Genomic DNA, 26,450 nt, shown 5'->3' with positions numbered 1-26,450 from the left:
GGGGGTTGCGGCTGGCGGTTCCGCCCTTACGGCGGGTCACTTTTTCAGACGCCAAAAAGTAACCAAAAGGCTGGGCCCCGGCGTTCGGCCCGCTCGCTGGGGCTCGGGGTTCCTTCGTTACGGGATCTATCCGGGGGCATCGCCTACGGTTTGCTTCGCTGCACCTCCTCTCGATGCATTTGGCTCCGCCAAACGGTCGCTGCGCTCCCACCCCCGTATAAATCCCTCCACTCAGCCTGCCGAAGGGGCCAGCACGGCAAGATCAAGAGCCGCAGTCGAGCTAACGCTCATCCTGTTGAGTGGTGAGTAGCGGGCGGGGGGGCGGCTTTTGATTTGTTTCTGAATTTGAGTGCGGCTCGGTATTTCACGTCGGTGTATCTCTCGCCATCACCTCGGTCAGTTCCCTCTCCCTCCGGGAGAGGGCCAGGGTGAGGGGCTTTTGATTTATTTCTGAATTTGAGTACGGCTCGGTATCTCACGTCGGCGTACCTCTACCAATCACCGCGATCAGTTCCCTCTCCCTCCGAGAGAGGGCCAGGGTGAGGGGCTTTTGATCTGATTCAGTATTGAGTTCAACTCGGTATTTCACGTCGGTGTATCTCTCGCAAATCACCTCGGTCAATTTCCTTTCCCTCCGGAAGAAGGCCAGGGGAAGGGGCTTTTGATCTGGCGCGGTATTGAGTTCAACTCGGTATTTCATGTCGCTGTATCTCTCGCAATCACCTCGGTCAGTTCCCTCTCCCTCTGGGAGAGGGCCAGGGTGAGGGGCTTTTGATCTGGTTCAGTATTGAGTTCAACTCGGTATTTCACGTCGGCGTACCTCTACCAATCACCGCGATCAGTTCCCTCTCCCTCCGGGAGAGGGCTAGGGTGAGGGGTTTTTGATTTGTTTCTGAATTTGAGTACGGCTCGGTATCTCACGTCGGCGTACTTCTACCAATCACCGCGATCAGTTCCCTCTCCCTCCGGGAGAGGGCTAGGGTGAGGGGCTTTTGATTTATTTCTGAATTTGAGTACGGCTCGGTATTCCACGTCGGCGTATCTCTCGCAATCACCTCGGTCAGTTCCCTCTCCCTCCGGAAGAGGACCAGGGTGAGGGGCTTTTGATCTGGTTCAGTATTGAGTTCAACTCGGTGTTTCATGTCGCTGTATCTCTCGCAATCACCTCGGTCAGTTCCCTCTCCCTCCGGGAGAGGGCTAGGGTGAGGGGCTTTTGATCTGGCTCGGTATTGAGTTCAACTCGGTATTTCATGTCGCTGTATTTCTACCAATCACCTCGGTCAGTTCCCTCTCCCTCCGGGAGAGGGCTAGGGTGAGGGGCTTTTGATTCTGCTTTGGGGGATTGCGTGGAGAACCTAAATTTTTTCCTCTGACTTCGTTTCTTCGACAGGCTCATTGCGCGTGGACGCGTGGGTGTTTCCAGGGCGGGTCCGCGTTAGCGCCAGATCCGCTCTTTGGCATGTCGATCAGGAGCGAGCGTGATTATTTCCAGACAGTTAACCGGATTGAGGCAGCTGCAAGCTTCGAGCTTCGAGCGGCAAGTTGAAAACTTCGGTTCGAATGTCAAATATGGCTTTTGCTCGAAGCTTGTCGCTCGTAGCTTGCAACTTACAGTGGCCAGCGTGCTTTTCGGACTGAGTTGCTCAGCCCATGCGTTCAGCCCGGCCACTGATGTCAGCGCGGATATCCGCCGTACCGCTTTTGGGGTGCCGCATATTCGTGCGCAAGACGAGCGCGGGCTCGGGTTTGGCATTGGTTACGCCTACGCGCAGGACAACCTGTGCCTGTTGGCCAACGAGATCGTGACCGTCAACGGCCAGCGTTCACGTTATTTCGGCCCGGATCAGTTCACCGTCGAACAACGCGAAAACCGTGTCAGCGACGTGTTCTTCACCTGGCTCAATACGCCCGAGGCGGTCAAGGCTTTCTGGCAGGCGCAACCTGCGCAGGTGCGTGATCTGGTCGAAGGCTATGCCGCCGGCTACAACCGTTATCTCGCTGAGCGCCGCCCGCAGGGCTTGCCGCAACAGTGTCAGGGTGAGTGGGTGCGAGACATCGCTGCGCAAGATCTGGTGAAGCTGACCCGCCGTTTGCTGGTTGAGGGGGGTGTCGGTCAGTTCGCCGAGGCTTTGGCCGGTGCTACTCCGCCGCATGCGAGCGCCGCAATCGAACAAAACGCGCAGGCCTATCAGTTGGCCGATGCGCGTCAGCAGCGCTTTGCCCTGGATCGTGGCAGTAACGCTGTCGCGGTGGGCAGCGAGCGCTCGTTCAACGGGCGTGGGATGTTGCTGGCCAACCCGCATTTCCCTTGGGTTGGCGGCATGCGCTTTTATCAGATGCACCTGACCATTCCCGGCAAACTCGATGTCATGGGCGCTGCCTTGCCGGGCCTGCCGATGATCAATATCGGTTTCAATCAGCACCTGGCCTGGACGCACACGGTCGATTCATCGAAACATTTCACACTCTATCGTCTGCAACTCGATCCGAAGGACTCCACACGCTATCTGCTCGATGGCAAATCATTGCCGCTGAACAAGCAGACGGTCACCGTGCAGGTGAAACAGGCCGACGGTCAGGTAGTGCCGGTCTCGCGTGATGTCTACAGCTCGCAGTTCGGGCCGATCGTGCAATGGCCGGGCAAGCTCGACTGGGACAATCAGTTTGCCTACAGTTTGCGCGACGCCAATATCGACAATGATCGGGTGCTGAACCAGTGGTACACGATGAATCAGGCGTCCACGCTTTCGGAACTGCAGGATTCAGTGCACAAGATTCAGGGTATTCCGTGGGTCAACACCCTGGCCGTCGATGACAAGGGCCAGACGCTGTACATGAACCTGTCGGTGGTGCCAAACGTCAACGCCGAGAAGCTGGCCAAGTGCAGTGACCCGCGTATCGGCACGCAAATGATTGTGCTGGATGGCTCCAACAGCGCCTGCGCGTGGGACATCGACCCAACTGCGGCGCAGAAGGGCATCTATGCCTCCAGTCAGTTGCCGCAGCTGTTGCGCAAGGATTTCGTCCAGCATTCCAACGACTCTGCGTGGCTGGCCAACCCGGCGCAACCGCTGACCGGTTTCTCGCCGCTGATCAGTCAGGAAGGTCAACCGCTGGGCTTGCGTTCCCGTTTCGCGCTGGACCGCTTGAGCACGCTGAGTAAAAAAGGTCCGTTGGCAGTGAAGGATCTGCAGCAGATGGTAATGGACGATCAGGTGTATCTGGCGACTCAGGTTGTACCGGATCTGCTGAAGTTCTGTGCCTCTGACCTTGGCGCCGACGCGCAATCCCTGAAGCCGGTCTGCACCAGCCTCAAGGCCTGGGATGGCCGGGCCAATCTCGATTCGGGCGTGGGCCTGGTGCACTTCCAGAACATCATGCAGGCATTGGAGGCCTCGCCGGATGTCTGGCGCGTGGCGTTCGATCCCAAGGATGCGCAACACACTCCGCGTGGCCTGGCCGTCGAGCAGCCGGCGGTGGCCAAGGCGTTGCGTGAGGCTATGCTGGCGTCGGTCGAATTGAGCGCAAAAATGGGTCTCAAGCCGCAAACCCGCTGGGGTGATATTCAGGTGGTCAGCAGTGGCGGGCAACAGACGCCGATTCACGGCGGGCCGGCTACCCTGGGAATCTACAACGCCATCCAGAGCGTGCCCCGTGAGGACGGCAAACTCGAAGTGGTCAGTGGCACCAGCTACCTGCAAGTCGTGACGTTCGATGACAAGGGCCCGCACGCCCAAGGGCTGCTGGCATTCTCGCTGTCGAGCGATCCGGCGTCGAAGTATTCGCGGGACCAGACCGAGGCGTTCTCGAAGAAACAGTGGAGTGTGCTGCCGTTCACCGAGCAGCAGATTCAGGCTGACCCGCAGTACCAGGTGCAGACTGTTCGCGAGACGTTGGACAAGGCGGGGAACGTTGCCGCTCAATAAACCCGAGCGTTAGTGTCGACGAGTCTGAAGGCCGCATCCTGCAAAGGGTGCGGCCTTCAGCTTTTTGGCGGCTGTTGCGGTATCGAGTTGATCACCGGGTTACCTTCCTTGTTACGGCTCAGGTAGACCGGCAGCGCCTTGGGCAGGCTGTTGGCGAGGTTGCTCAGCTCTTTGATGTTGTAGATGCCACCCACGCGAATCGAACCGGTGTGAGTATCAGCCAGCTCCAATGGATTGCTCAGATATCGATTGATCAGTGGCAGGGCGTCGCTCAGCGCGAGGTTATCCAGCACCAGTTTGCCGTTGCGCCAGGCCAGTGAACTGTCATCGGCGTAGGTCTGGCTGATCTGCGGCATGTAATCGCCTTGTTTGTAACGTGCCTGCATCGATGGGCCGAGGCGCAAGCCGTCGCCTGGTAATGAACGATTGCTGGTGACCAGCACTGAACCTTCGATCAGGTTCACGCGCACCTGGTCCTGATACATCCAGACATTGAAACGCGTCCCCGTGACGCGAATCCTGCCTTCGCCTGCGCGAACGACAAACGGGTGGGCCATGTCATGGCTGACCGTAAAGAACGCTTCACCTTTTTTCAGGGTGACGCGGCGTTCGTCCTTGTAATTGCTGAAGGTCAGGTCGGTGTTCAGGTTCAGTTCGAGCTGGCTGCCATCACTCAAGGTAACCTGCCGGACATTATCGGTGGCAGCGAAATGCTGGTAGCTGTTCGGCAACCAGCCCAGATTCCAGCCGGTATAAGCCGCCAGCGGCAGTGCGAGTGCAAAGACACCTGCGGCTACAGCGAACTGGCGCCACGAGCGCGAAGACGTTGGCCGCGGTGTCACGACCGAGGGCGATTCGGGGCGCGGCAGGTGTTCGGCCACGTCCCAGATTTCCAGCATGGCTTCATACTCGAACGCGTGCAGTGGATGAGCGTCGTGCCATTGCTTGAACGCGCGACGCTCTTCTTCCGTGCAGTCGGCGGCGTGCACACGCATGCACCAATGCGCAGCGGCATCGGTGATCGCATCGTATTCGGCTTCCGAAAGGGTGTCTTGGGTCATTGACTCGTCCTGATTTCGCACATTCTAACCTTGTCGGGAAGTTACCGAGAACATCCGTCATGGCATTTGCCCATCAAAGTGGAACTTATTTTTCGCTCAGGCACCCAAAAAGCAGGACGCCAATGACCACTATCCACAAATGGAGTGAAAAAATGATCAAAAAGACATTCGCAGCCTTGATCGCTACTGCCGGTTTGCTGAGTGCAGGCGCCGCGCTGGCTGACCGGCCGGGCGCAGGCTGGATTACCATCGAAAAAGCCATCGAGATCGTCAAAACCAAGGCCGGTTACGTCGAGGTCTATGAGATCGAGGCCGACAACGACGGCTACTGGAAGGGCGAAGGGCGCAAGGCTGATGGTGTTGTCTACGAGTTCCGTATCGACGGCGCGTCGGGCAATGTATTGCGGGATCAGAAAGACTGATTAGCCGGTCATGACCGCAAGCAGGCGCAGGTTTCGACCTGCGCTTTTTTTTGCGGTTCAGGGCAGCGGAACCGGATCGAGCTGTCGACCCATCTCGCAGACAATACGGGCGATCGAATCGGCGTTGCGCAAGATCACATCGATACGAATGTCCGCTGACGCCTGATCCAGAAACGCATCGCGCGCCTTCTCCATGTCGGAGCTGCGGGTTAGCTTGAGGATTTCCTTGGCCAGGCCCTTGGTAGACTTGAAGTGTTCCAGTGTGAGAAATGAGCCGCTATTTTTGTCCCATCGAGCAAACAGTTCATCTCGAGGTGTCGCGAGTGAAAGCGCCTCGGTCTGGAATCTTTCCAGTTCAGCCTGAGCAGCACGTCCATAGGCGGAGACGGTAGAGACCAGATCGTGAAACGGGCGTCGCGCCTCCAGCGAGGCTATGTCCTCAGCCATTGAAAACTGATGGGAAAATTCGTGGATTATCGTCGCGGCTTGGGCATGGCCATCAACATCGAAGTCGGCAGGCACTAGCGGTTTGTACAAATCCAGCAACGGGTGGAAGAAGTTCTCGGTGAAGTGCACCTTCTTCAGATCGTCATTGTTCAGTACAAACGCAATGATGTGGGAGAAGTAGGTGTTGGTGCCGACCACGAAACGTTCGGTATTCATCAAGTCATCGTTGGGGTCCACCAGTGCCTTGCAAATGGGCGCGATGCTTTTGTTGAGTTTGCTCAGCAAGTTCAGATCGACCTGGGGAACACCAAAGCACATCTTGAGAAAACCATCGAGTCGAGTGCCGGGGACGTTGGCTTTCAATTGCGCGAGGTTATGCAGGCAGTTGAAAGCATAAGAACGGGCAAGGTTGATGGCATGCTGGATGACCCAGGCTTTATACGGATAGTTGCGTCGAATTTCGTTCATGCCCACCGCTTCGATATTCATCAGCGCGCGACGATTCTGATTTACCCCGTGGCGCTTGTAGAGTGTCGACATCGCTTTGCCGTAGTGCACCGCGTGGCGGTCGGGCGCCAACAACAATCGTGAGCCAGACAGGGTCAATGACGGGCCGGCAATTTTCTCGTTGACCATCTGCCACACAGCTCCCGGCTGTTCAATCCGTACAACCTTGCCATCGATGGCTGTGTACGTGCGCTTGCTGATCGGGTCTTCGAAGGTGCCCTTTTTGGTCTGACGCTTGAGATCTTCCAGTGCCACGGCGCTCGTTTCGAAGGTTCGCAGTTCAGTGCGTAACGGCGAAGTTATCCGCAACTGCGACCAGGCAACGGCCGCTGGTGCGGGTGAATTTGTGATTTCGGCCCCGTCAGACGCGCTTGGGGAAGGTGTTGAGGATGCTGGCGCCGCCGCAGCGACGGCTTCCGTGGATTCAATGCTCAGCCGCCCCAGACTGATCATCTGAAGCGCACCCTCGATAAATGACTTCAGTGCACGTGACCAGTGATGATCCTGCAGGGTTTCCGCCGAATCCTTGAACGCTTTGTAGGCTTGCCAGAGAAACGTTATGTAGGAGATTTTGCCCGGAAGCAGCCCCGCCGTCAGATGGAAGCCGCGACTGAACAGGTGCTTCGCCGCCTCCCAGTCGGCCTGAGCATGGTGCTGTAACTGACACGCGAGCAACTGTGGCAGGAGCTTGAGATTGTCCGCATGGAAGCGGTGCAAGAGGTTGCCGGTTATGGCGTTGCTGGACAGGGTCATCTCACTGGTTTCCCCTACGGTCGATCGCAACAGGCCGGTAAACACCGACTGCTGCGCCGCCGGCAACCGGCGAATCAGCAGGTCCTGAAATTGGCCCGGTGTATTCACCGCCGCAATCAGGCTGGCCGCGTCAGTGAACTCGCGCAGCACCTGTTCGGCATACGGTGCGTACAGGACCAGTGGTCCTTCATGACCGCTACCGGGGCCGATCACATATAAACCCAGGGTTTGTACGGCGCTGGCACCGGCGGTTTTGACCAGCGACAGGGGCGAGACGATGGCGTGCGCACCCTCAACCGTTGTACGCGCAATGCCATCCGGCATATCCAGTACCTGACAGAGCTGATCGAACGCTTTGCTCGACAACAGCTGTTGCAACTTCAGTTCATGGGCGTGCTGCAGCAATTGCCAGGGCAATTGGCGAAAGAAGCGCTGCTTGCGTGCATCGGCCTCGGCGTGGCCAGTCGACAACGCAGCGGTCACGGACCGGGCGTAGGTGGTCGGTATGTCCAGCGACAGCAACAGTTGCCGGACTGCGTTCTGATCGAAGTCGGGCGGCAGCGTCTTGGCCGTTTTCGAGATAACGCTGAAGCCGGTGCCCTGGGCGATGTTGATGTGGTTCAGGGCAAATTCGCTCAGCGCCCGAGCGGGCCCGGCCAAGGCCAGGTTGGGAATGATCTCGATGTCCTGTGGATCGAGTTGATGGCCGCTAAATCGCGCATCCAGCAGTGTTTTCAGGGTTGTATTTACGTAATCGGGCAGGGTGGGCAGACCGCTGAGGTAATCCTTGTGGTCGGCCATGCTGTGGCGCCACTGCTCAAGCAGTTCGAGGTGCAATTGCTGCTCTTCCACTCGCGCCATGCCGAGCCAGGCGGGCAGTGATTGCTGTTGATTGATCGCCTTGGCCACGTCGATGCTGCGCAGCAGGTTGGTGTCGATCGGTGTTTTTTTCAGGCGATTGAGTGTCGCTGTCAGCCCGGGCTGGTCCTTGAACCGTTCGCGTGCCCAGTCACAATGCGCAAGGACGTGTTCGATGCCGGATTGCACGCAGTGGTGCAGGACATTGTCCTCGATCAAGCGCAACGCCCCCAAAGCGTAGTCTTGATGGAACAGGCGATCTTCCGGAGCGAGGTTTTCCAGCAGTGAAAGGCGCCCGACACTGTCCTGCAGTCGGCGGCCAAGTGCCCGCCGCGCACTGGCAATTCCGGGAAAACCCTCAAGGCCCTGAGCCGGTGTCCACAGCATGGCTTTGCCTGAATGCATGTCGTCAAGGCCACCGCGTTCGGTCAGCAAGACACAGTGAGCCAGTGGCAATGGTGCCTGGGTCTTGGGGTGCTGCACCGTGAGTGACCAGGCATCAGGCCGAAAACCGTTGAGCGAGCGCCGATTGTCACGGCTCGGTTGATCGGGATGGAATACGGTATCGACAATCGCCTGTTCAGCCGTGTCGAGCGAGCCACTGAGCACCCGCAACGCGGCTTCACCCGTGACGCCGACAAACAGTGAGTGGGCCAGTTGGGCCTTCATGTTTTCCAGGAAGCTACGTTGCTGGGTCGGCGTGATTGTCGGCTGGCTTCTGAACATGCCAGTGAGCAAGGCATCGATCCCCGAAAATGACCTGATGACTTCTTCTGCCTTGTGCGCGAGCACCACGGACGGTTGCTGGACCCCGGCGAACACCGGTCTGGTCGACCAGCGTTCGCCGGCATCCAGTGCCAGCAGGCGCTCGTGAATCATGGCGCGGATGTCCAGTGCCTTGTCGAACAGGGCATGCAGGTCCACCGCGCCATCGCTCTGCCGGAACACCTGCGTGGCATAGGCGATGTTCTGTCGTTGCTTGGTGATGATGGCCTCGAACAGCACTTTGAAGGTCTCACCGCTGATGCTTTCTCCGGTGACATGCGGCTGGTCGAAGCCGACGAAGCGTTTGCGCTCTTCGAGGTTCAGCAGTCCATACAATTCATCCTCGTGGCCGGGTGCGCGGAATTTGCTCAACACGGTGTTTTTCAGATCAAGGTAATCGTGCAGGACTTGCAGGCCCATGGTCGGCGTGTAGAGACAGGCGTCGGCATGACTGATCATCAACGATCCCGCGAGTTCGACGTAGTTGGGCTCGTACTCCCACAGGCGCACACTCTCGATGGTTGGACGGCGGGCCGGCACGTCGGTGGGTTTGATCATGTGATGCAGGGTGGCGAACTGTGTGGCGTCGATGATCCCGGTTTCGCGTTTGATCAGCAGTTCGGCGCGCGCCTGTTCCTCCAGCACCGCGCTGAAAAACGTGCGGCGCGCAGATCCCGAAACGGCGGGTGCACTCCAGTATTTTTCCAATTCGCCAAACAGCAACACCGGGAGCTTGTCCGAGGCTAGCTTGAGCGCGGCTTCCCAAATGGCGTGGTCTCCGGGGACAGAGGTGTGCCCGGGATTGATGAATTCGTGCAACTGGTCGACTGGCCATTTCTGGTGCCGATAGTACATAAGCAGGGCTTCGCTCAAGCTCATTGATGCGTGCCAATGCCTGCTCGTTGTCGGCGCGGAACCGCTGTCATCGCTGAGCGCGTCGGTATAAAAATTCACCCGGGTCTGCGCCTGACGTACGTCGGGAAAATTCACCTCTAGCAGGTCATCAAGGATTGTTTCCAGCAGGGCGGTGAGCGCCGGCAATTGTTTCAGTTCGCCAAGCACGGCCTCGGCATTGATGCGCTGGCTGGCGAGAATGACCTCTTGCTGGCTATCGAAAATATCGCCTTCAATGGTTTCGTAAGTCAGGCTGATGCCGCTCTGTTCGACTACTTGTCTGCGCTCCGACAGTGCAAGAAACGCTAGAACGTCATCCTCTTCACCCGCTTTGTTCAAGCGTGTTTCGAGCAGGGTTTTAAGGGTTTCCAGGTCTTCGTATGGCTTGATGCCTTCGTAGGGGGTGTAGAGAATCGCACGCTCTTTCTCGGCGTTTTCACTGAGGATGAAACTGCCCGACAGCGTGATGGGCGCCAGTTTGCCGGCATTGAGGCGAATACGCTGGGCGAACATCGGGCGGGGTTGCTTGATGCGCAGCGCATGGGTCGACAGTTTGATGTGGCCAAGCCATTTGAAATCCTCGTCTTCGAGACCGTGGTTTTTGCCCAGGGCCGGCCAGAGACCGGGGGAATTCAATGCTTCGGGGAAAAACAGGGGGGACGCCGCTTCAGACATGATCGAGCCTCGGTAGGGGCGCGTGTGTTCGACACGCAAGTGAGGCCAAGACTAGGAACAACGCTGTATGCACGGGTGGTAGCCAGTTACCGCATCCCGGCGGAATTTGGTGATCTCGCGACCAAGGGTTGACAGGCGGTCGTCGCGCCATGGTTAATCGGCGAGCAAGTCGTCCGTACGCTGTTGTTCCCTCCAATAATCATTCTGGAGCTTCAGATGTCTGCGCCACACGATCATGTGTCTTCCGCTGCCTCGTCTTCGTTGTCTCTCGACGCGCTGACGCAACTGCTTGAAACGATTTTTCTGCGCCACGGCACCTCTGTCGAAGTCGCGCGAGTCCTGGCCGCCAACTGCGCCGGGGCCGAACGCGATGGTGCCCACAGCCACGGTGTGTTCCGCATTCCCGGCTATGTCTCGACGCTGGCCAGCGGCTGGGTCAACGGACAGGCGGTCCCGCACGTCGAAGATGTCGCCTCGGGATTTGTCCGTGTCGATGCCGGTAACGGTTTCGCGCAACCGGCACTCGCCGCCGCTCGGCCGTTGTTGGTGGAGAAGGCGCGCAACGCCGGGATTGCCGTGTTGGCGATTCGCAACTCGCATCACTTCGCCGCACTGTGGCCGGACGTCGAGCCGTTCGCCGATGAAGGTCTGGTGGCGCTCAGTGTGGTCAACAGCATGACTTGCGTGGTGCCCCACGGCGCCGACCGGCCGCTGTTCGGCACCAACCCGATTGCGTTCGCCGCACCACGGGCCGGTGCGGCGCCGATTGTCTTCGACCTGGCTACCAGCGCGATCGCCCATGGCGACGTGCAGATCGCCGCGCGCAAAGGTGAGCGGCTGCCGGCCGGGATGGGCGTGGACAGCCTCGGTCAGCCGACTCAGGATCCCAAGGCGATTCTTGAAGGCGGGGCGTTGCTGCCGTTTGGCGGCCATAAGGGTTCGGCGCTGTCGATGATGGTCGAGCTATTGGCCGCAGCATTGACGGGAGGCAATTTTTCCTTCGAATTCGATTGGTCCAATCATCCCGGGGCGAAAACGCCGTGGACCGGGCAGTTGCTGATCGTCATCGATCCGAGCAAAGCCGCCGGGCAGAGTTTTGCCGAGCGCAGTGGCGAGCTGGTGCGGCAGATGCATGGCGTCGGACTCAAGCGTTTGCCGGGGGATCGTCGGCATTGGCAGCGCAGTAAATCGTTGGCTGAGGGTATTGTGCTGGAGGCGCAGACGTTGGCGCAGTTGCGTGAGTTGGCGGGGGTGTGAGCAAAGAGCAAAGAGCAAAGGCCCCTCACCCTAACCCTCTCCCGGAGGGAGAGGGGACTGACCGAGGTGAATGGGCGAGGTACGCCGACGTGAGAGATCGAGCTGAACTCGGGTTTTGAAAGCCCAGAACTGGTTCAAAACCGGCAAAAAAATGCAGGCATAAAAAAGGCGAACCCCGCGGGTTCGCCTTTTTTGTGTGCGTTTGACTCAGCGACGGCCGAGCAGCAAACCGACCACCAGACCGAAACCGGCGGAGATCGCCACGGTCTGCCACGGGTGGCCGCCGATATAGCTTTCGGTGGCATCGACTGCCGGTTTGGTGCGGTCACGTACGCTCGAGACCGAATCCAGCGCCTGCTGCAGTTTCAGGGCGATCTGTCCGCGCAGCGTTTCCGCTTCTTCGCCGACCAGTGAGGCGCTGCTCTTGAGCAGTTTGTCGGACTCTTGAATCAGAGCCTGAAGTTCGCTGAAGGCCTGATCCTTGATTTGATCTTCGGCGGCTTGCACGGCGGATTTGCGGGCCATTGGGTGACTCCTTGCAGTTGAATGGACAGTGATCAATGGAGTGTGGCGCTTGCTGAAAAGTTGCACTGAATTTAGGTCAGAAAGAAAAACCTGCGCGGGAGATTTCCGTCGAGCGTGTAAGATGTCGCCATTTTACGCAGCAGGATAATTCCCCATGAGTTTCAATCTGGCCGACAAATCCCTCGCAGAGCGCGCTGCGCTGGAAGACGAGAAATCCCGTCTGTTCGAACTCTGGCAGAACAATCTGGGCAAAGCCAAAGGCGAAGCCGCGCGTTTGTTCGGCGAGCGCGGCAAGCGCAAAGGCAAGTGGGCCGAGTGGGTCCGCGCGGAGCTGGACGGCATGTCGCCGCCGGAGTTCGCCAACATGGTGCGCAGTGAAGTCAATCGCCTGATGGCCGCCAACAAGTAAAGTCTCAGGTGAACGTTGCGGCAATCGCCTCGCGCACTTTGACCACCAGCGGATCGATCTGCGTGCTGGTGCGCCAGCCCAGTTCGATCGGATAACGCGGCAACTTCAGCGGGCAGGGCAGTAGCGCCAGACCGCTGAGTGCTGCGATGCTTTCGGCGGCATGCGCCGGAATCGTCGCCACCGCCCGGCTGCCCTTGAGCAGATACGGCAACGCGGCGAAATGTGTGGTCGAGGCGCACACCCGTCGACTCAGGCCCAGCGCCGCCAAACCCTCATCGGTAATTCCGATAAAACCGCCGGACGACACCAGAATGTGCTCGCGGGCGACGAACTCGTCGAGGTCGATCTGCTGCTGAGCGGGCGCAAGGCTCGCTGGATCGACCAGACAGGCATATCCACCTTCGCCCAACACCTGACGGCTGAGCAAACGCTCGGCAAAGCCACCGGCAGTAATCGCCAGATCGATACTGCGCTCCATCAGCGCGCGGGCGACGATCTGGCTGTGGGTCTGTCGGAAAATCAAGCGCAGCTTGGGTGCACTGCGGGCAATTTCCTCGATCAGGCGGCGACCGTAGGCAATCTCGAAGTCATCCGACAGCCCCACCGTGACCGAACGGCCCTCGTATTGGTTGGCCGCCGGGTCGACCATCGCCAGGCTCTGCCGACATTTGTCCAGCGCTTCGCTGACCACCGGTTTCAATTGATTGGCCTGGAGCGTCGGCGCCAGTCCGCGTCCGGTGCGCACGAACAACTGATCGCCGTAGACCTCGCGCAACCGGCGCAGCGCCGCACTGACCGCCGATTGCGTGACGCCCAGACGCAACGCCGCGCGGCTGGCGCTGGATTCTTCATGCAGGGCTTCAAAGACTTTCAGCAGGTTGAGGTCGACGGTAGCGATATTCATTTGGCTCATATCATTCAGCAGCGAACGGGGCTTTATTCATGATCGCGTGACGCCGCAGAATCGGCAACCACTGAACCTGATGGAGTTACCGCGATGGCCAAATCAATTGTTGCTGCGCTGCAAATCGGCGCCTTGCCGGAAGGCAAAGACGCGACTCTGGAACAGATTCTCAGTTGGGAAGGCGCGATCATTGAATCCGGCGCGGCATTGGTGGTGATGCCCGAAGCACTGCTGGGCGGGTATCCGAAAGGTGAGGGTTTCGGCACGCAATTGGGTTATCGCCTGCCTGAGGGGCGTGAAGCGTACGCCCGTTACTTCGCCAACGCGATCGACGTGCCCGGTGCCGAGACGCAAGCACTGGCCAACCTGTCGGCGCGCACCGGAGCCAATCTGGTGATCGGTGTGATCGAACGCTCCGGCAGCACGCTGTATTGCACCGCGCTGTATTTCGACCCGCAGGCCGGCCTCGTCGGCAAACACCGCAAGCTGATGCCCACTGGCACCGAACGGTTGATCTGGGGCAAGGGCGATGGCTCGACCTTGCCGGTGTTCGACACCCAGGTCGGCAAGCTTGGCGCGGTGGTGTGCTGGGAAAACATGATGCCGCTGCTGCGCACGGCAATGTACGCCAAAGGCATTGAAGTCTGGTGCGCGCCGACTGTCGATGAGCGCGAGATGTGGCAGGTCAGCATGCGTCATATCGCCCATGAAGGCCGCTGCTTTGTGGTCAGTGCGTGTCAGGTGCAGGCTTCGCCTCAGGCATTGGGCGTTGAAATCGCCAATTGGCCGGCGGAGCGTCCGTTGATTGCTGGCGGCAGCGTGATTGTCGGGCCGATGGGTGATGTTCTGGCAGGGCCGTTGCGCGGCGAGACGGGATTGCTGACGGCGGAAATCGACACCGATGAACTGGTCCGCGCGCGCTATGACTACGACGTGGTCGGCCACTATGCGCGGCCGGATGTGTTTGAGTTGTCGGTCGATGAACGCGCCAAACCCGGGGTGCGTTTCAACACATAGGGTACTGCCCGGCACCGAACCTGTAGGAGTGAGCCTGCTCGCGATAGCGGTCTGCCAGACACCATAATCGTTAACTGACAGATTGCTATCGCGAGCAGGCTCACTCCTACAATGGATCGGTGGTGTGTCTGGAAATCAGTGCCGTTGCTGCCATTCTTCGCGGGTGATTTCCCACAGCTCCCGAGGGAAACGCCCACCGACGAAATCGCCTTCATCTGTCTGGATCAAGCGCATCCCCGCACGCTCCGAGAGCTTGCGCGAGCCGATGTTCGGCGCCGCTTTCGGCACGCGCATCACTGGCCGTTGCAGAACGTTGAACCAGTAATCGGTCACCACCGCGCAGGCTTCCGTCATCAAACCCTGACCTTGCCACGCCGGCGCCAGCCAGAAGCCGCGGTGGTTGTCCGCCTGATCCATCAGGCTGATCTTGCCGATCAACAGTTCCGGTGCCGATTTCAGGCGAATCGTCCACGGCCATTCCTTGCCCGCCGCGACCGCCGGCAAGGCAATGTCGCGCAGGTAGGCGAAGGCACCGTCCTCCGGATACGGCCATGGCACTGCCGCGTTCAGATAACGCACCACGTCCCAATGCGGAAACTCGCGCTGCACCGCTTCGGCATCGGCCAGTTGCAATGGGCGCAGGATCAGTCGTTCGGTGTACAGCGTCGGTATGTCTTCCATAAACCTGCAGCCTCCCTGAATGTCTTTGATGAACGAAGCAGGCTAACGCATTTTTACCAAGTCGCGGCAGTGGCCTTGGGCAGGCTGAGCTTGCCGCTGTCGACAAAGCGCATGGTGCCGAACAGACCGCCGGCAAGCTTGCCGCGCAGCACATAGGGCAGGTTATCGAGGGTTTGCGTCTGACTCAGGCCCAACGTCTGGCGCAGTACCGAGAACGCCGAGATGCTGACCGGTACTGTGACGATGCTTTCGGAAAACCGTGGGATCGAGCCGCTCTGATCGCTGACACCGGACGCCAGCGAGTGGCCGTTGACCTCCAGATCCAACGCGATGCCGTTGTAATCAATGGCCGTCTCATTCGGGTTCTGTACGCGCAACTTGATGGCGAAACGCACTTCCAGATCTTGACTCGGCAACGGCTCGAGGCCGACCACGTTGATGTTCACCGGATCACGGTTGGGAAACAGCGCACAGGCGCTGAGGGACAGCAGGAGCAGTGACAGAATGACGGCTTGGAAGCGGCGCATAAACGGTCTCTCAACAAAAAAGGGCTGAACCGTCACCGGCTCAGCCCTTTCTAGCAAAGGCCAGACGTTAGCGGTTCAACTGTGCGACAGCCGCCGCCGGGGCAGGTTCACCTTTGGCCGGCATGTCCGGGTTTTCCATGACCTGAAGAATAGAAGCTTCCGGGTCGAAATCGTCTTCTTCCAGTTCGATGAACTCTTCCGGCAGGAAGATGTTCAGCACGATAGCGCACAAAGCGCCGACGGTGATTGGCGATTCGAAGATGTTGCGCAGCGCTTGCGGCAGTTCGCGCAATACTTCCGGCACAGCGGCGATGCCCAGGCCCATGCCCAGCGAAATCGCCACGATCAGCATGTTGCGCCGATGCAGGCCGGCCTCGGCGAGGATCTTGATCCCGGCCACCGCGACGGTGCCGAACATCACCAGTTCAGCGCCGCCCAGCACCGGTTTCGGCATCAGTTGCAGTACCGCGCCAATCATCGGGAACAGCCCCAGCAGCACCAGCAAACCGGCGATGAAGAAGGCCACGTAACGGCTGGCCACACCGGTCAGCTGAATCACGCCGTTGTTCTGCGCGAAGGTCACCATCGGCATGCTGTTGAACACCGCGGCCATGGCCGAATTGAGGCCGTCGGCGAGCAGGCCGGACTTGATTCGGCGGATGTACAGCGGGCCTTTGACCGGTTGCCGGGAGATCATCGAGTTGGCCGTCAAGTCACCCGCAGCCTCCAGCGGCGACACGAGGAAAATCACCGCGACCGGTACGAACGCCACCCAGTCGAAGTTGAAACCGTACTTGAACGGCACCGGCACGCTGACCAGTGGCACTTCGGGCATCGAGGCGAAATCCACGGTGCCCATCAGCCACGCGACCACATAGCCCAAAGTCAGGCCGATAACGATTGCGCCCAGACGCAAAAACGGCACGTCGACGCGGTTCAACACGACGATGGTGCCGATCACCAGCGCTGCCAGGAAGATGTGGCTGGCCGCGCCCAGATCCGGCGCGCCGAAACCACCGGCGATGTCGGTCATTGCCACTTTGATCAGCGACAGGCCCATCAGGGTGATGATGGTGCCGGTGACTACGGGAGTGATCAGCATGCGCAATTTGCCGATGAACTGGCTCAGCACCACTTCGATGAAGGCGGCGAAAAAGCACACGCCGAAGATCGTCGAGAGGATTTCATCGGTGCCGCCACCGCGCGCCTTGACCATGAAGCCGGCGCTGAGAATCACGCTGATAAAGGAAAAACTGGTGCCTTGCAGGCACAACAATCCCGAACCGACCGGGCCGAAACGCTTGGCCTGGACGAAGGTGCCGAGGCCGGAGACGAACAGCGCCATGCTGATCAGGTAAGGGATTTCACTGTGCAGACCGAGGGCGCCGCCCATGATCAGGGTGGGGGTAATGATGCCGACGAAGCTCGCCAACACGTGTTGCAGCGCAGCGAATACGGTGGCAGTCAGGTGCGGGCGGTCGTTGAGGCCGTAGATCAGGTCGTTGTTGCGCGGGGCTTTTTCAGAGGCGGTCATGGTGTTTTGCGCGCCGCGAGGCGGGGCCGGGTCAGAAAATGGAGGCGCAGGATGCCGCAAGAGGGCGGCGAGGGCAACGAGCAATAACTGCCTGAAAGGTCAGGTTTTATTGGTCGCTACGGCAAACGCCCGTGTAGGAGCTGTCGAGTGAAACGAGGCTGCGATCTTTGAAGATCAAAAGATCGTCCGATCGCGGCCCGAGCCTGCGGCAGCTCCTACGCGAGATTGAATGCGGCCAGTAAATCCTCTTCAAACGCCTTTTGCGCATCCCCCGGTACCTGCGCCCGATGCCGGGCCAGATGAAACGCCACCTCGAAACTCAACTCGCCCTCACGAATTGGCCGCAGCAGGCCCTTTTCCTGCCAGCTCCGCGCATAGTGATCCGGCAGATAACCCACATGTTTGCCGGACAGAATAAACGTCAGCGTGCCCTCAACCTGTTCCGACCGCGCCGAGCAGACCTTGCCCTGAAACGGTTCGTCACTGCGGAAAAAACGATAGGGGTGATCGACCCGGTCGCAGGCCTGTAACGCGGCATCGCTCGGCGTTTCATCGGAAAACAAGGGATGGCCGGCAGCGCAGTACAGGTGCTGGGTTTCGCTGAACAACTGCCGATAGTCGAAGGCGCTTTGCACTTGTGAGAAATAACCGATCGCCAGATCCAGCCGCTGTTGCAGCAGCAGGCGCTCCATCTCGCCGGGCATGGCGCTGATCAGCTCGATGCGCACCGACTCATCGCGCTCGCGAAAACGCCGGATCGCCTCAGCCACCCGTTGCAATACCGATTGATCGACCGACTCGGAAATCCCCAGGCGCACTTCACCGATCAAGCGGCCGGCGACGCCGTTGGATTGATGGCGGAAGGTTTCGATCGATTCAAACAACGTGCGCACCGCGATCAGCAACTGCTCGCCCTTGGGCGTAACGCTGAAGCCACCCTTACCACGGCTGCACAAACGGTAACCGAGGCGGGTTTCCAGTTTGGCCATTTGCTGGCTGATGCTTGACTGGCTCAGGCCCAGATCACCTTGGGCAGCGCTGAAGCCACCGCACTCGACCACCCGCGCAAACAGGCGCAACAGCTGCAAATCGACGTCGTGCAGTTGACCCAACATCACATTACTCCGGGATAAAGTCAGGATAATTATTCGGATATTTTTCTAATGTATCCGACGGCGCATCCTGCAACCACTTCCTCCGGTCAGGTGTTCGTCATGGCTCCCGTGTTCAAGCTGTGTTTCCCCGCGCTGCTGTTGTCCGTGGCTGTTCAGGCTCAGGCCGAGGACAAAACCCTCAACCTCTACAGCTGGGCCGATTACGTGCCGCCGCCAACCCTGCAACGGTTCGAGCAGGAAACCGGCATACATGTGCGTTACGACACTTTTGATACCTCCGAGGTGCTGGAGACCAAGTTGCTCACCGGCGGCAGCGGTTACGACGTGGTGGTGCCGTCGTCCAGCGTTCTGGCGCGGGGACTCGCGGCCGGCGCGTTGAAGGAAATCCCTCACGAGGGCCTTAAGGGCTACGCCAATCTTGATCCGGATTTGCTGGAGAAAATGGCTGCCGTCGACCCCGGTAATCGCTTCGGTGTGCCGTACACTTGGGGCACGCTGGGTCTGGGTATGAACGTCGAGGCCGTGAAGCAGCGTCTGCCTGATGTGCCGCTGAACAGCCTGGATCTGCTGTTCAAACCGGAGAACGCCAGCAAGCTCAAGGACTGCGGCATCGCGATCCTCGATTCGCCGCAAGAAGTCATCGGTCTGGCCCTGCATTATTTGGGCAAGGATCCCTACAGCACCGACAAAAACGACCTGGCCGCCGCCGAGGCGTTATTGCAGAAACTCCAGCCATCGGTGCTGTACGTCGCCAGCGGTCGGCAGATCAATGATCTGGCCAGCGGCAACGTGTGCCTCGCGCTGACCTACAACGGCGACGCGAGCATGGCTGCAGATCAGGCGCACAAGGCCAATAAACCGTACAAAGTGGCCTACCGCATTCCCAAGGAAGGCACGCTGGTATGGCAGGACAATCTGGCCATCCCCAAAGACGCGCCGCACCCCGAAGCCGCGCGGGCGTTCATCGAATTCATGCTGCGCCCGGACTCGGTGGCCGAACTGACCAATACGCTGTTTTTTGCCACCGCCAACCAGGCCGCGACGCCGCTGGTGGATGAAGCGGTGCGCAACGATCCCGACATCTATCCGCCGAGCGATGTACGCGCTCGGCTCTATGCCGATCGCAGCATGAGCCTCAAGGACATGCGTCAGCGCACGCGTCTGTGGACCACTTTCCGTAGCCATCAATAACAACAGGAGCACCACGATGGATGTGCCCATGCAAAATGACCAGGCCCTGACCCGCGACAGCCTCTACGGCACCGCTGCCGAAAGCACCTACGCCGGCATCACCAGTTTCATGCGCCGCCGCTACAGTCGTGACCTGCGCGGCGTTGATGTTGCGGTCAGCGGCGTGCCATTCGACACCGCCACCAGCAACCGCCCCGGCGCACGTTTCGGGCCACGGGGGATTCGCGCCGCGTCCACCGGGATTGCCTGGGAACGCCACTGGCCGTGGACGTTTGACCCGTTCGATCATCTGGCGGTCATCGATTATGGCGACTGCGACTTTGATTTCGGCTCGCCGCACAGCGTCCCGGAAAGCATCGAAGCTCATGCCGAGCAGATTCTCAACGCCGGCAGCGCGATGCTGACGTTTGGCGGTGATCACTTCATCAGCTACCCGCTGCTCAAGGCCCACGCGCGCAAGCACGGCACGCTGTCGCTGATTCACTTCGATGCGCACAGCGACACCTGGCCAGACGAGGAGGGCAAACGCATCGATCACGGCACCATGTTCTGGCACGCGGCGCGCGAAGGTCTGGTCGATCCGGCGCGTTCGGTGCAGATCGGTTTGCGCACGACCAATGACGATCACATGGGTTTTCAAGTGCTGGACGCCCGGCAGGTGCATCGCCGTGGCTGCGAAGCGATTGTCGAAGCGATCCGCGCGCGGGTGGGCGATAACCCGGTGTATTTGACGTTCGACATCGATTGTCTGGATCCGGCCTTCGCACCGGGCACTGGCACCCCTGTCTGTGGAGGCTTGAGCACCGTGCAAGCGCTGGAAATTCTCGGTGGTTTGCGTGGGATCAATCTGGTCGGGATGGACGTGGTGGAAGTCGCCCCGGCCTACGACCACGCCGAAGTCACTTCATTGGCTGCCGCGACACTGGCGATGGAAATGCTCTGCCTCTACGCCGCCCGCCACAAAGTCGATATTTGACGCAACACTGCATACCCCTGTGGGAGCGAGCCTGCTCGCGAAGGCGTCAGCTCAGCCAACATCATTGTTGCCTGACACACCGCTTTCGCGAGCAGGCTCGCTCGCACATTGCTCCTGCCAGTTTCTGACACTAGCCTTTGCTAAGCTCCGCCATCCTTCCCGTCCAGAGCCTGAACATCGTGTCGCGTACCCTCGTCTTTTGACTTTGCTGCAAGTGTTGCGTGGCAAGAAGCGCCCGGTGACGGCGGCGACTCTGGCTGCCGAACTGGAAGTGTCCAAACGCACGCTTTATCGCGATATCGCGGAACTGACCGCCCTCGGCGCGCCGATCCACCTTCCCCGGCAGTCCGGCGCAACTGCGCTACACGTTTCGATTGAACGAACAGGGGAAAATCGCCCGACTGGATATTTCCCTGTAATCGGCGTGGCATACTGCCGCGCATGACTTTCGACTCCCCCCTCAGCGCCTGGCAACACGCCGTGCAACACAAGGGCTTCATCCAGGATGAAGCTCAGGAACACGCGGTCTGGGCGCTGCAAAAATGCCACGAAGCCCTGCACGCCGGTGCCCGTTCGGTCACCGGCGTTTATCTGTGGGGGCCGGTCGGGCGTGGCAAGACCTGGCTGATGGATCAGTTCTATCAGAGCCTGCGCGTGCCGGCGCGACGCCAACACTTTCATCACTTTATGGGCTGGGTGCATCAGCGCTCGTTCCAGTTGACCGGGATTGCCGATCCGTTGCGCGCGCTGGCCAAAGAGCTGGCGGCCGAGGTGCGGGTGCTGTGCTTCGATGAGCTGTTCGTCAACGACATCGGTGACGCGATCATTCTTGGTCGGCTGTTTCAGGTGATGTTCGACGAAGGCGTGGTGATCGTGTGCACGTCCAATCTGCCGCCGGATGACTTGTACGCCGATGGTTTCAATCGCGACCGTTTTGTACCGGCAATTGCCGCGATCAAGGCGCATATGCAGGTGGTCGCGGTGAATGGCGCCGAGGATCATCGATTGCATCCGGGGGCGGGGATGCAACGCTACTTTGTGGCCACATCCGGGGTCAGTGCGCTGGACGAAGTTTTTCAGGCACTGACCGCCGGGCAATCGGCCAGCGCGGAACCGGTGTCGGTCGGGCATCGCCGGTTGAACGTGGTGCAGGCCAGTGAAACGGTGGTGTGGTGTCGCTATGCGGATCTCTGCGAGCAACCGTTCGCCGCCATGGATTTCATCGCGCTGTGTGACCGCTACACGGCTATTCTGTTGAGCGAAGTGCCCAACCTGAGCGCAAAGAAACGCGAAGGGCGCATCGCGCGCGGCACAGAAGATGGCGCGCAGCGGGTGGTGGCCGGTGATCGCGAGTTGCCGCAATTGTCGGTTCACGACGACGGCGTGCGGCGTTTCATCGCGCTGGTCGACGAGTGCTACGACCGCAAAGTGCCGCTGTACATCGAGGCGCAAGTACCGATGGATGCGCTGTACACCGAGGGTTATCTGGAATTCCCGTTCCGCCGCACCCTCAGTCGCTTGCAGGAGATGCAACTGCAGCGCTTTGCCGAAGCTTGAGTGAAGAGGGCGCCAACATGAGCCAACCGCTTTCCCATCATCTGCTGACCATGGCTTATCAGAATGCCTGGGCCAATCATCGTCTGGCCAAGGCCTGGAGCCAGCTCGAAGCGGCAGATCTGGTCGCGCCCCGGGTGAGTTTCTTCCCGAGCATTCGTCTGACCCTCAATCACATTCTCACCTGCGACTGGTTCTACGTCGATGCGCTGGAACGCGAGTTGCGTGGGGACGAGCCGCATCCCGACTGCTATGTGTTTTTCAACGCGGATGAGCCGTTTACCGAGGGCGCGCAGTTGCGTGAAGAGCAGGCTCACGTTGATCGGCGGCTGATTGCTTATTGCGAGCAACTGCGCGATGCCGATCTGGCCCGCATCGTCACCATCGCCCGCGATACGCCGCAGCACGACAGTCGTTTGCGCATGCTGTCGCATCTGTTCGAGCATCAGCTTCATCACCGGGGCCAGGTGCACGCGATGCTCAGCGGCACCGCGGTGAAGCCGCCGCAACTGGATGAGTTTTTCTGTGTCGGTGAGAGCAGTCTACGCGCCGAGGACTTTGCTGAACTGGACTGGACTGAAGAGTTGATTTGGGGCCACTGAAAAAGCCAAAGATCGCAGCCTTCGGCAGCTCCCACAGGTAATCGGGTGTAGGAGCTGCCGAAGGCTGCGATCTTTGGCTCTTTTGCATTTGCGGGTTGCCCGCCCGATCACCCCCGCGCTAAGGTCAGACAGCCTTTCAGCACGCACTTTGCGCGCCGGGGCTTTTGTGTGTTCGGGGATGGAAATGGATTCCGCAGAAATTCTTGTGCTTCAAGCCAGCTACAGCAATCCAACGCACGCCGAGGCCATCGGTATCGTGCTCAATCATTACGCAGAAGACCCCATGGGCGGCGGTCATTCGCTCGACCCTGAGCTGTTGCGTCGACTGCCCGAAGAACTGGCCCGACGCCCGCATGCGTTCAGTGTGCTGGCCTTTGTCGGGGGCGAGCCGGCGGGGCTGGTGAACTGCTTTGAAGGGTTCTCCACGTTTGCCTGCAAACCGTTGGTCAACGTCCACGACGTGGCGGTAGTGGATAAATTCCGCGGTCTCGGTCTGAGCCAGAAAATGCTGCAGAAAGTCGAGGAGATTTCTCGCCAGCGCGGTTGCTGCAAGATCACCCTCGAAGTGCTGGAAGGCAACGCCGTGGCGCAGAATGCCTACAGCAAATTCGGCTTTGCGCCGGGCATGTTCGACCCGGATCACGGGCGCATGCAGTTCTGGATCAAGAGTTTGCAGGCCTAAAAGCCCCTCACCCTAGCCCTCTCCCAGAGGGAGAGGGGACTGACCGAGGTGTTTGGGCGGGGTACGCCGACCTGAAATATCGAGCCGAACTCAGGTTTTGAAAAGCATACAGATCGGCTCCTGTGTCTTGGGAGAGGGGACTGACCGAGGTGTTTGGGCGGGGTCCGCCGACCTGAAATATCGAGCCGAACTCAGGTTTTGAAAAGCATACAGATCGGCTCCTGTGTCTTGGGAGAGGGGACTGACCGAGGCGTTTGGGCAAGGTACGCCGACCTGAAACATCGAGCCGAACTCAGGTTTTGAAAAGTATGAAAATCGGCTCCCTTTCCCCCTCGCCCCTTTGGGGAGAGGGCTGGGGTGAGGGGGTTGGATCTTGCTGACCCAACCCAATCTGCGAACTCGCGACAGCATAAGGTCGAACACCCAACTCAACGCCCATAAAAAAAGGCGCCCCAATCAGGGCGCCAAACTGTCTTCTTCCAGGCCAGAGCGGAGCCACGGAAGGTCCATCGGTTGCTCGGTCAATCTCAGTCGCGGTAGGACTCGGTCACTTGCGCCGTCTGATCGGCGGGAACGCGAATTTCTTTTGCGTTGGCGTCGCTCTTCTGTTCGCTCTGGGCGTGGTGGACCGGGAAGTTGTCGTAGTAATAACGCATACGCTCAGCGCCGCCCTCGGCGAACACGCTGGCAGAACCCAAGGCCAACAGCCCGGCAAGCATTACGGTAGTGATTTTCATGGTGCCTCCTACTGAACAAGTGGGAGCCGTTCGTCCATGAAGCAGATCTCGGAACAGAGTCTGGGTGGCATGAATTAACACGGGGTTAACGCCCGTTGCGTTTAGGTTTTGCAGTATGTTGCGGGGCGATATCGGACAGACGCGGCACACAGCACCGCGTCAGAAAGCAAGCGTCAGAGCTTCCAGTCGAGACTCACCGTTAGCGTGCGCGGATCACCCCAATACACACCGTCGTAGAAGCCGACATTGTCGTAATATTTCTTGTCGAACAGATTGTTGACGTTAAGCGATGCTGACAGGTGCCTGTCGAATTCATACCGCGACATCAGGTTGACCACGGTGTAGCCGCTCTGGTTGATGCGCGTGTCTTCAGTGTCGAGGCCAACCGGTCGGGGCGCGGTGCCATACATATCGCTTTGCCAATTCACCGCACCACCCACGGTCAGCGCTTGCCATTCGCCCGGCAGACGATACGCGGTGGAGACGCGCAGCAAGTTCATCGGCTGATTGGTGTTGGTACGCTCGCTTTCACCGTCGACCGAGTGGGTATAGGTGTAACCGGCAGTCATGTTCCAGCCACGCAGAATTTCCCCGGACACTTCAGCTTCAAAGCCGTTGACCTTGTTGCCCTTGCCGTCGGATTTGTAGAACTGCTCGCGGGTAACCGGATCCGCCGGGACCGAGTTGTCGACTTCAGCGACGTTATCCTGTTTGCTCCAGAACAGCGCCGTGGACAGGTTCAGGCGTTCCTCGAGCAAACTGCCTTTGACGCCCACTTCATAATTTTTGCCGACCACCGGGTCGATGTATTTGCGGTTCTTGTCGCGGTTGCCCTGGGGTTTGAAGATGTCGGTGTAACTCACGTACGCCGTGTATTCCGGGGTCAGGTCATAGAGGAGCCCGGCGTAAGGCGTCCAGACATCGTTCTGTTTCTGGCTGGTGTAATCGACCTTGGTCAACTGTCGATTGGCGTTGTAGCTGTTAGTGGTGTTGGAGGCTTGCCAGCTGCCGTAGCGACTGCCCAACACGGCGTGCAGTTCATCGGTCAGGCTCAGGCGTGTGGCGATGTATCCGGCTTTCTGCCGGGTATCGTCTTTCGAACCGGTGAGGTCGGTGACGGTGTCGCTGAATTTGGCAATATCGCCCATGTATTTCCAGTCGCGAATGGTCCCGTAGCCCCTGGGGCGCGCACCGGCAATGGTGTACGGGGAGTTCGAGCGGCGCTCGGCCTCTCCGTAGCCGAACATCATTTCGTGCTCACGGCCCAGCAGCGAGTAGGGGCCGGAGACGTTGAAGTCATACGCCTGCATTTTCTGCGTGCCGATCATGTGCGAGGTGTAGGCGCTCATGCCGCTGCGGTCGGGCTCGGGATATCCGGTGCCCGCGTAATAGACCTTGCCGTCGGTATTGCTGTCACGGTGGGTGTACGCCGCTTTCAGACGCCAGCCGCCGGCCAATTGCTGATCAAGGGTGGCGAACGCGGTTTTGTCTTGCAGCGGCCAGGAACTCCACGACGTCGCCATGTTGGTCGAACGCCCCAGACCGGCCTTGCTGCCATCGGCATTCCAGTAGGGCACGGTGCCCCAGGACGAACCTTGCACATGCTTGTTCTGATAATCGTAACCGACCGCCAGCACGGTGGAATCGCTCAGATCTGCCTCGAGCACGCCATAACCGACCTCCCGTTGCAGCGCGTATTTGTCCTTGATCGCCTGATTGTCGCGATAGGCCAACACCGTGCGTCCGCGCAGGCGACCGTCGAACGCCAACGGCCCGCCGACATCGACGTAGCTGTAGTAATTGTCGTAGCTGCCGCCACTGACCCCGGCCAGCGCTTGCCACTGCGCGGTCGGACGCTTGCGCACCATGTTGATGGTCGCCGATGGATCACCGGCCCCCGTGGTCAAACCCGTAGCGCCGCGCACCACCTCGATGCGGTCGTAAATGATCGTGTCGGAATCGGACTTCATGCGATCGAAGGTGTTGAGCATCCCGTCGATCTGGAAATTATTGATCGCATAGCCGCGCGACGAGTAACTGACCCGGTCCGAATCCAGATGCTGGACCACCACGCCGGTGGTCTGGCGCATCGCTTCAGACAATGTACCAAGCTTGAAATCATCCATCTGCTGACGGGTGATCACCGACACCGATTGCGGGGTTTCCTTGATCGACAGGTTCAGGCGCGTCGCCGTGTTCATGGCGCCGGTGGTGTAGGACTGGGTGTTCTCGGTGGTGGTGCCCAGGCCTTGTGCGCTGACATTGGTCGCGGCCAGCTCCAGCGCTGTGTTGCCGGGTTGCGGCGGTTTTTCGGCTTCGGTTTCAGCCAGCAGATCGGCGCTGAACGCAGCACTGCACAGGCCGAGGGTGAGGCTCATGGAACGGGTAATGGGCGCGAACATCGCAGCCGACTCCTTGTCTTCGAGGGAAA

At 59.5% G+C, this 26,450-nt stretch carries 20 protein-coding genes and 2 pseudogenes; 12 read left to right on the top strand and 10 right to left on the bottom strand.

Annotated elements, in window-relative coordinates:
- Window positions 1-1,613 precede the first annotated feature (1,613 nt).
- Entirely contained in the window at window positions 1,614-3,926 is a 2,313-nt protein-coding gene (gene pvdQ / locus VY732_RS15360) for a bifunctional acylase PvdQ (RefSeq protein WP_442968545.1), read from the top strand.
- A gap of 56 nt (window positions 3,927-3,982) precedes the next feature.
- On the opposite strand, the gene VY732_RS15355 is transcribed toward pvdQ, so the two are convergent.
- A complete protein-coding gene (locus VY732_RS15355) occupies window positions 3,983-4,987 on the bottom strand; it encodes a FecR family protein (RefSeq protein ID WP_331691121.1) in 1,005 nt (334 codons plus the stop codon).
- Between the two features lie 152 nt (window positions 4,988-5,139).
- Here VY732_RS15355 and VY732_RS15350 point away from each other — a divergent pair, with 152 nt between their 5' ends.
- Entirely contained in the window at window positions 5,140-5,409 is a 270-nt protein-coding gene (locus tag VY732_RS15350) for a PepSY domain-containing protein (RefSeq protein WP_077572729.1), read from the top strand.
- Window positions 5,410-5,466: 57 nt separating this feature from the next.
- On the opposite strand, the gene VY732_RS15345 is transcribed toward VY732_RS15350, so the two are convergent.
- Window positions 5,467-10,308, bottom strand: coding sequence for a dermonecrotic toxin domain-containing protein (locus VY732_RS15345; RefSeq protein WP_331691120.1), 4,842 nt, complete (start codon window positions 10,306-10,308; stop codon window positions 5,467-5,469).
- Window positions 10,309-10,524: 216 nt separating this feature from the next.
- Between VY732_RS15345 and VY732_RS15340 the strand changes: the two genes are divergently transcribed.
- The gene (locus VY732_RS15340; protein WP_137216776.1) at window positions 10,525-11,565 is read left to right on the top strand and encodes an Ldh family oxidoreductase; all 1,041 of its coding nucleotides are present in this window, start codon (window positions 10,525-10,527) and stop codon (window positions 11,563-11,565) included.
- A 207-nt stretch (window positions 11,566-11,772) separates the two neighbouring features.
- On the opposite strand, the gene VY732_RS15335 is transcribed toward VY732_RS15340, so the two are convergent.
- Window positions 11,773-12,090, bottom strand: a complete 318-nt coding sequence (locus tag VY732_RS15335; protein ID WP_007917413.1) for a DUF883 family protein — start codon at window positions 12,088-12,090, stop codon at window positions 11,773-11,775.
- Window positions 12,091-12,244: 154 nt separating this feature from the next.
- Here VY732_RS15335 and VY732_RS15330 point away from each other — a divergent pair, with 154 nt between their 5' ends.
- Window positions 12,245-12,499 (top strand): hypothetical protein, encoded by a 255-nt coding sequence (locus VY732_RS15330; protein ID WP_007917411.1) that lies wholly within the window; start codon window positions 12,245-12,247, stop codon window positions 12,497-12,499.
- Window positions 12,500-12,503: 4 nt separating this feature from the next.
- On the opposite strand, the gene VY732_RS15325 is transcribed toward VY732_RS15330, so the two are convergent.
- A complete protein-coding gene (locus VY732_RS15325) occupies window positions 12,504-13,412 on the bottom strand; it encodes a LysR family transcriptional regulator (RefSeq protein ID WP_331691119.1) in 909 nt (302 codons plus the stop codon).
- Window positions 13,413-13,496: 84 nt separating this feature from the next.
- Here VY732_RS15325 and VY732_RS15320 point away from each other — a divergent pair, with 84 nt between their 5' ends.
- The gene (locus VY732_RS15320) at window positions 13,497-14,420 is read left to right on the top strand and encodes a carbon-nitrogen hydrolase family protein (RefSeq protein ID WP_331691118.1); all 924 of its coding nucleotides are present in this window, start codon (window positions 13,497-13,499) and stop codon (window positions 14,418-14,420) included.
- Window positions 14,421-14,555: 135 nt separating this feature from the next.
- Here VY732_RS15320 and VY732_RS15315 read toward each other — a convergent pair whose 3' ends face one another.
- The 4 genes from VY732_RS15315 to VY732_RS15300 form a co-directional block, all read right to left on the bottom strand.
- A complete protein-coding gene (locus VY732_RS15315; protein WP_331691117.1) occupies window positions 14,556-15,101 on the bottom strand; it encodes a GNAT family N-acetyltransferase in 546 nt (181 codons plus the stop codon).
- A 53-nt stretch (window positions 15,102-15,154) separates the two neighbouring features.
- A complete protein-coding gene (locus VY732_RS15310; protein WP_034156003.1) occupies window positions 15,155-15,628 on the bottom strand; it encodes an LEA type 2 family protein in 474 nt (157 codons plus the stop codon).
- Window positions 15,629-15,695: 67 nt separating this feature from the next.
- Window positions 15,696-17,162 carry a nucleobase:cation symporter-2 family protein gene (locus VY732_RS15305; RefSeq protein WP_077572736.1) on the bottom strand — a complete coding sequence of 489 codons (1,467 nt, stop codon included), beginning with the start codon at window positions 17,160-17,162 and terminating at the stop codon, window positions 15,696-15,698.
- Between the two features lie 215 nt (window positions 17,163-17,377).
- Complete coding sequence (locus VY732_RS15300) at window positions 17,378-18,277, bottom strand: LysR family transcriptional regulator (RefSeq protein WP_331691116.1); 900 nt, start codon at window positions 18,275-18,277, stop codon at window positions 17,378-17,380.
- 99 nt (window positions 18,278-18,376) lie between these two features.
- On the opposite strand from VY732_RS15300, the gene VY732_RS15295 reads away from it, so the two are divergent.
- The 7 genes and pseudogenes from VY732_RS15295 (at window position 18,377) to VY732_RS15265 (ending at window position 23,282) form a co-directional block, all read left to right on the top strand.
- Entirely contained in the window at window positions 18,377-19,468 is a 1,092-nt protein-coding gene (locus tag VY732_RS15295; RefSeq protein WP_331691115.1) for a polyamine ABC transporter substrate-binding protein, read from the top strand.
- A 16-nt stretch (window positions 19,469-19,484) separates the two neighbouring features.
- Entirely contained in the window at window positions 19,485-20,444 is a 960-nt protein-coding gene (gene speB / locus VY732_RS15290; protein WP_077572738.1) for an agmatinase, read from the top strand.
- Window positions 20,445-20,652: 208 nt separating this feature from the next.
- Window positions 20,653-20,778, top strand: a pseudogene (locus VY732_RS15285) (helix-turn-helix domain-containing protein); the annotation flags it as partial.
- Window positions 20,777-20,863 (top strand): annotated as a pseudogene (locus tag VY732_RS15280) (nuclear transport factor 2 family protein); the annotation flags it as partial. The pseudogenes VY732_RS15285 and VY732_RS15280, both read left to right, overlap by 2 nt.
- A 22-nt stretch (window positions 20,864-20,885) precedes the next feature.
- Complete coding sequence (gene zapE, locus VY732_RS15275; protein ID WP_331691114.1) at window positions 20,886-22,001, top strand: cell division protein ZapE; 1,116 nt, start codon at window positions 20,886-20,888, stop codon at window positions 21,999-22,001.
- 17 nt (window positions 22,002-22,018) lie between these two features.
- Complete coding sequence (locus VY732_RS15270) at window positions 22,019-22,600, top strand: DinB family protein (RefSeq protein WP_331691113.1); 582 nt, start codon at window positions 22,019-22,021, stop codon at window positions 22,598-22,600.
- Between the two features lie 184 nt (window positions 22,601-22,784).
- Window positions 22,785-23,282 (top strand): GNAT family N-acetyltransferase, encoded by a 498-nt coding sequence (locus tag VY732_RS15265; protein ID WP_077572741.1) that lies wholly within the window; start codon window positions 22,785-22,787, stop codon window positions 23,280-23,282.
- 527 nt (window positions 23,283-23,809) lie between these two features.
- Here VY732_RS15265 and VY732_RS15260 read toward each other — a convergent pair.
- Together VY732_RS15260 and VY732_RS15255 are read right to left on the bottom strand one after the other, a co-directional pair.
- A complete protein-coding gene (locus VY732_RS15260) occupies window positions 23,810-24,019 on the bottom strand; it encodes a hypothetical protein (RefSeq protein WP_331691112.1) in 210 nt (69 codons plus the stop codon).
- 173 nt (window positions 24,020-24,192) lie between these two features.
- On the bottom strand, window positions 24,193-26,421 hold the full coding sequence (locus VY732_RS15255; protein ID WP_331691111.1) for a TonB-dependent siderophore receptor: 2,229 nt from the start codon (window positions 26,419-26,421) through the stop codon (window positions 24,193-24,195).
- Between the last annotated feature and the right edge of the window lie 29 nt (window positions 26,422-26,450).

This window comes from Pseudomonas sp. ZY71 (genome assembly GCF_036542145.1).
GTDB lineage: Bacteria > Pseudomonadota > Gammaproteobacteria > Pseudomonadales > Pseudomonadaceae > Aquipseudomonas > Aquipseudomonas koreensis_A.
Note: the sequence above shows the minus strand (reverse complement) of the source record. Positions and strands in the feature narration are given on the sequence as shown.

Coding starts and splice junctions, on each gene's coding strand:
- VY732_RS15355 (WP_331691121.1), bottom strand. CDS start 4,987: ATGACCCAAGACACCCTTTCGGAAGCCGAATACGATGCGATCACCGAT.
- VY732_RS15350 (WP_077572729.1), top strand. CDS start 5,140: ATGATCAAAAAGACATTCGCAGCCTTGATCGCTACTGCCGGTTTGCTG.
- VY732_RS15345 (WP_331691120.1), bottom strand. CDS start 10,308: ATGTCTGAAGCGGCGTCCCCCCTGTTTTTCCCCGAAGCATTGAATTCC.
- VY732_RS15340 (WP_137216776.1), top strand. CDS start 10,525: ATGTCTGCGCCACACGATCATGTGTCTTCCGCTGCCTCGTCTTCGTTG.
- VY732_RS15335 (WP_007917413.1), bottom strand. CDS start 12,090: ATGGCCCGCAAATCCGCCGTGCAAGCCGCCGAAGATCAAATCAAGGAT.
- VY732_RS15330 (WP_007917411.1), top strand. CDS start 12,245: ATGAGTTTCAATCTGGCCGACAAATCCCTCGCAGAGCGCGCTGCGCTG.
- VY732_RS15325 (WP_331691119.1), bottom strand. CDS start 13,412: ATGAGCCAAATGAATATCGCTACCGTCGACCTCAACCTGCTGAAAGTC.
- VY732_RS15320 (WP_331691118.1), top strand. CDS start 13,497: ATGGCCAAATCAATTGTTGCTGCGCTGCAAATCGGCGCCTTGCCGGAA.
- VY732_RS15315 (WP_331691117.1), bottom strand. CDS start 15,101: ATGGAAGACATACCGACGCTGTACACCGAACGACTGATCCTGCGCCCA.
- VY732_RS15310 (WP_034156003.1), bottom strand. CDS start 15,628: ATGCGCCGCTTCCAAGCCGTCATTCTGTCACTGCTCCTGCTGTCCCTC.
- VY732_RS15305 (WP_077572736.1), bottom strand. CDS start 17,162: ATGACCGCCTCTGAAAAAGCCCCGCGCAACAACGACCTGATCTACGGC.
- VY732_RS15300 (WP_331691116.1), bottom strand. CDS start 18,277: ATGTTGGGTCAACTGCACGACGTCGATTTGCAGCTGTTGCGCCTGTTT.
- VY732_RS15295 (WP_331691115.1), top strand. CDS start 18,377: ATGGCTCCCGTGTTCAAGCTGTGTTTCCCCGCGCTGCTGTTGTCCGTG.
- speB (WP_077572738.1), top strand. CDS start 19,485: ATGGATGTGCCCATGCAAAATGACCAGGCCCTGACCCGCGACAGCCTC.
- zapE (WP_331691114.1), top strand. CDS start 20,886: ATGACTTTCGACTCCCCCCTCAGCGCCTGGCAACACGCCGTGCAACAC.
- VY732_RS15270 (WP_331691113.1), top strand. CDS start 22,019: ATGAGCCAACCGCTTTCCCATCATCTGCTGACCATGGCTTATCAGAAT.
- VY732_RS15265 (WP_077572741.1), top strand. CDS start 22,785: ATGGATTCCGCAGAAATTCTTGTGCTTCAAGCCAGCTACAGCAATCCA.
- VY732_RS15260 (WP_331691112.1), bottom strand. CDS start 24,019: ATGAAAATCACTACCGTAATGCTTGCCGGGCTGTTGGCCTTGGGTTCT.
- VY732_RS15255 (WP_331691111.1), bottom strand. CDS start 26,421: ATGTTCGCGCCCATTACCCGTTCCATGAGCCTCACCCTCGGCCTGTGC.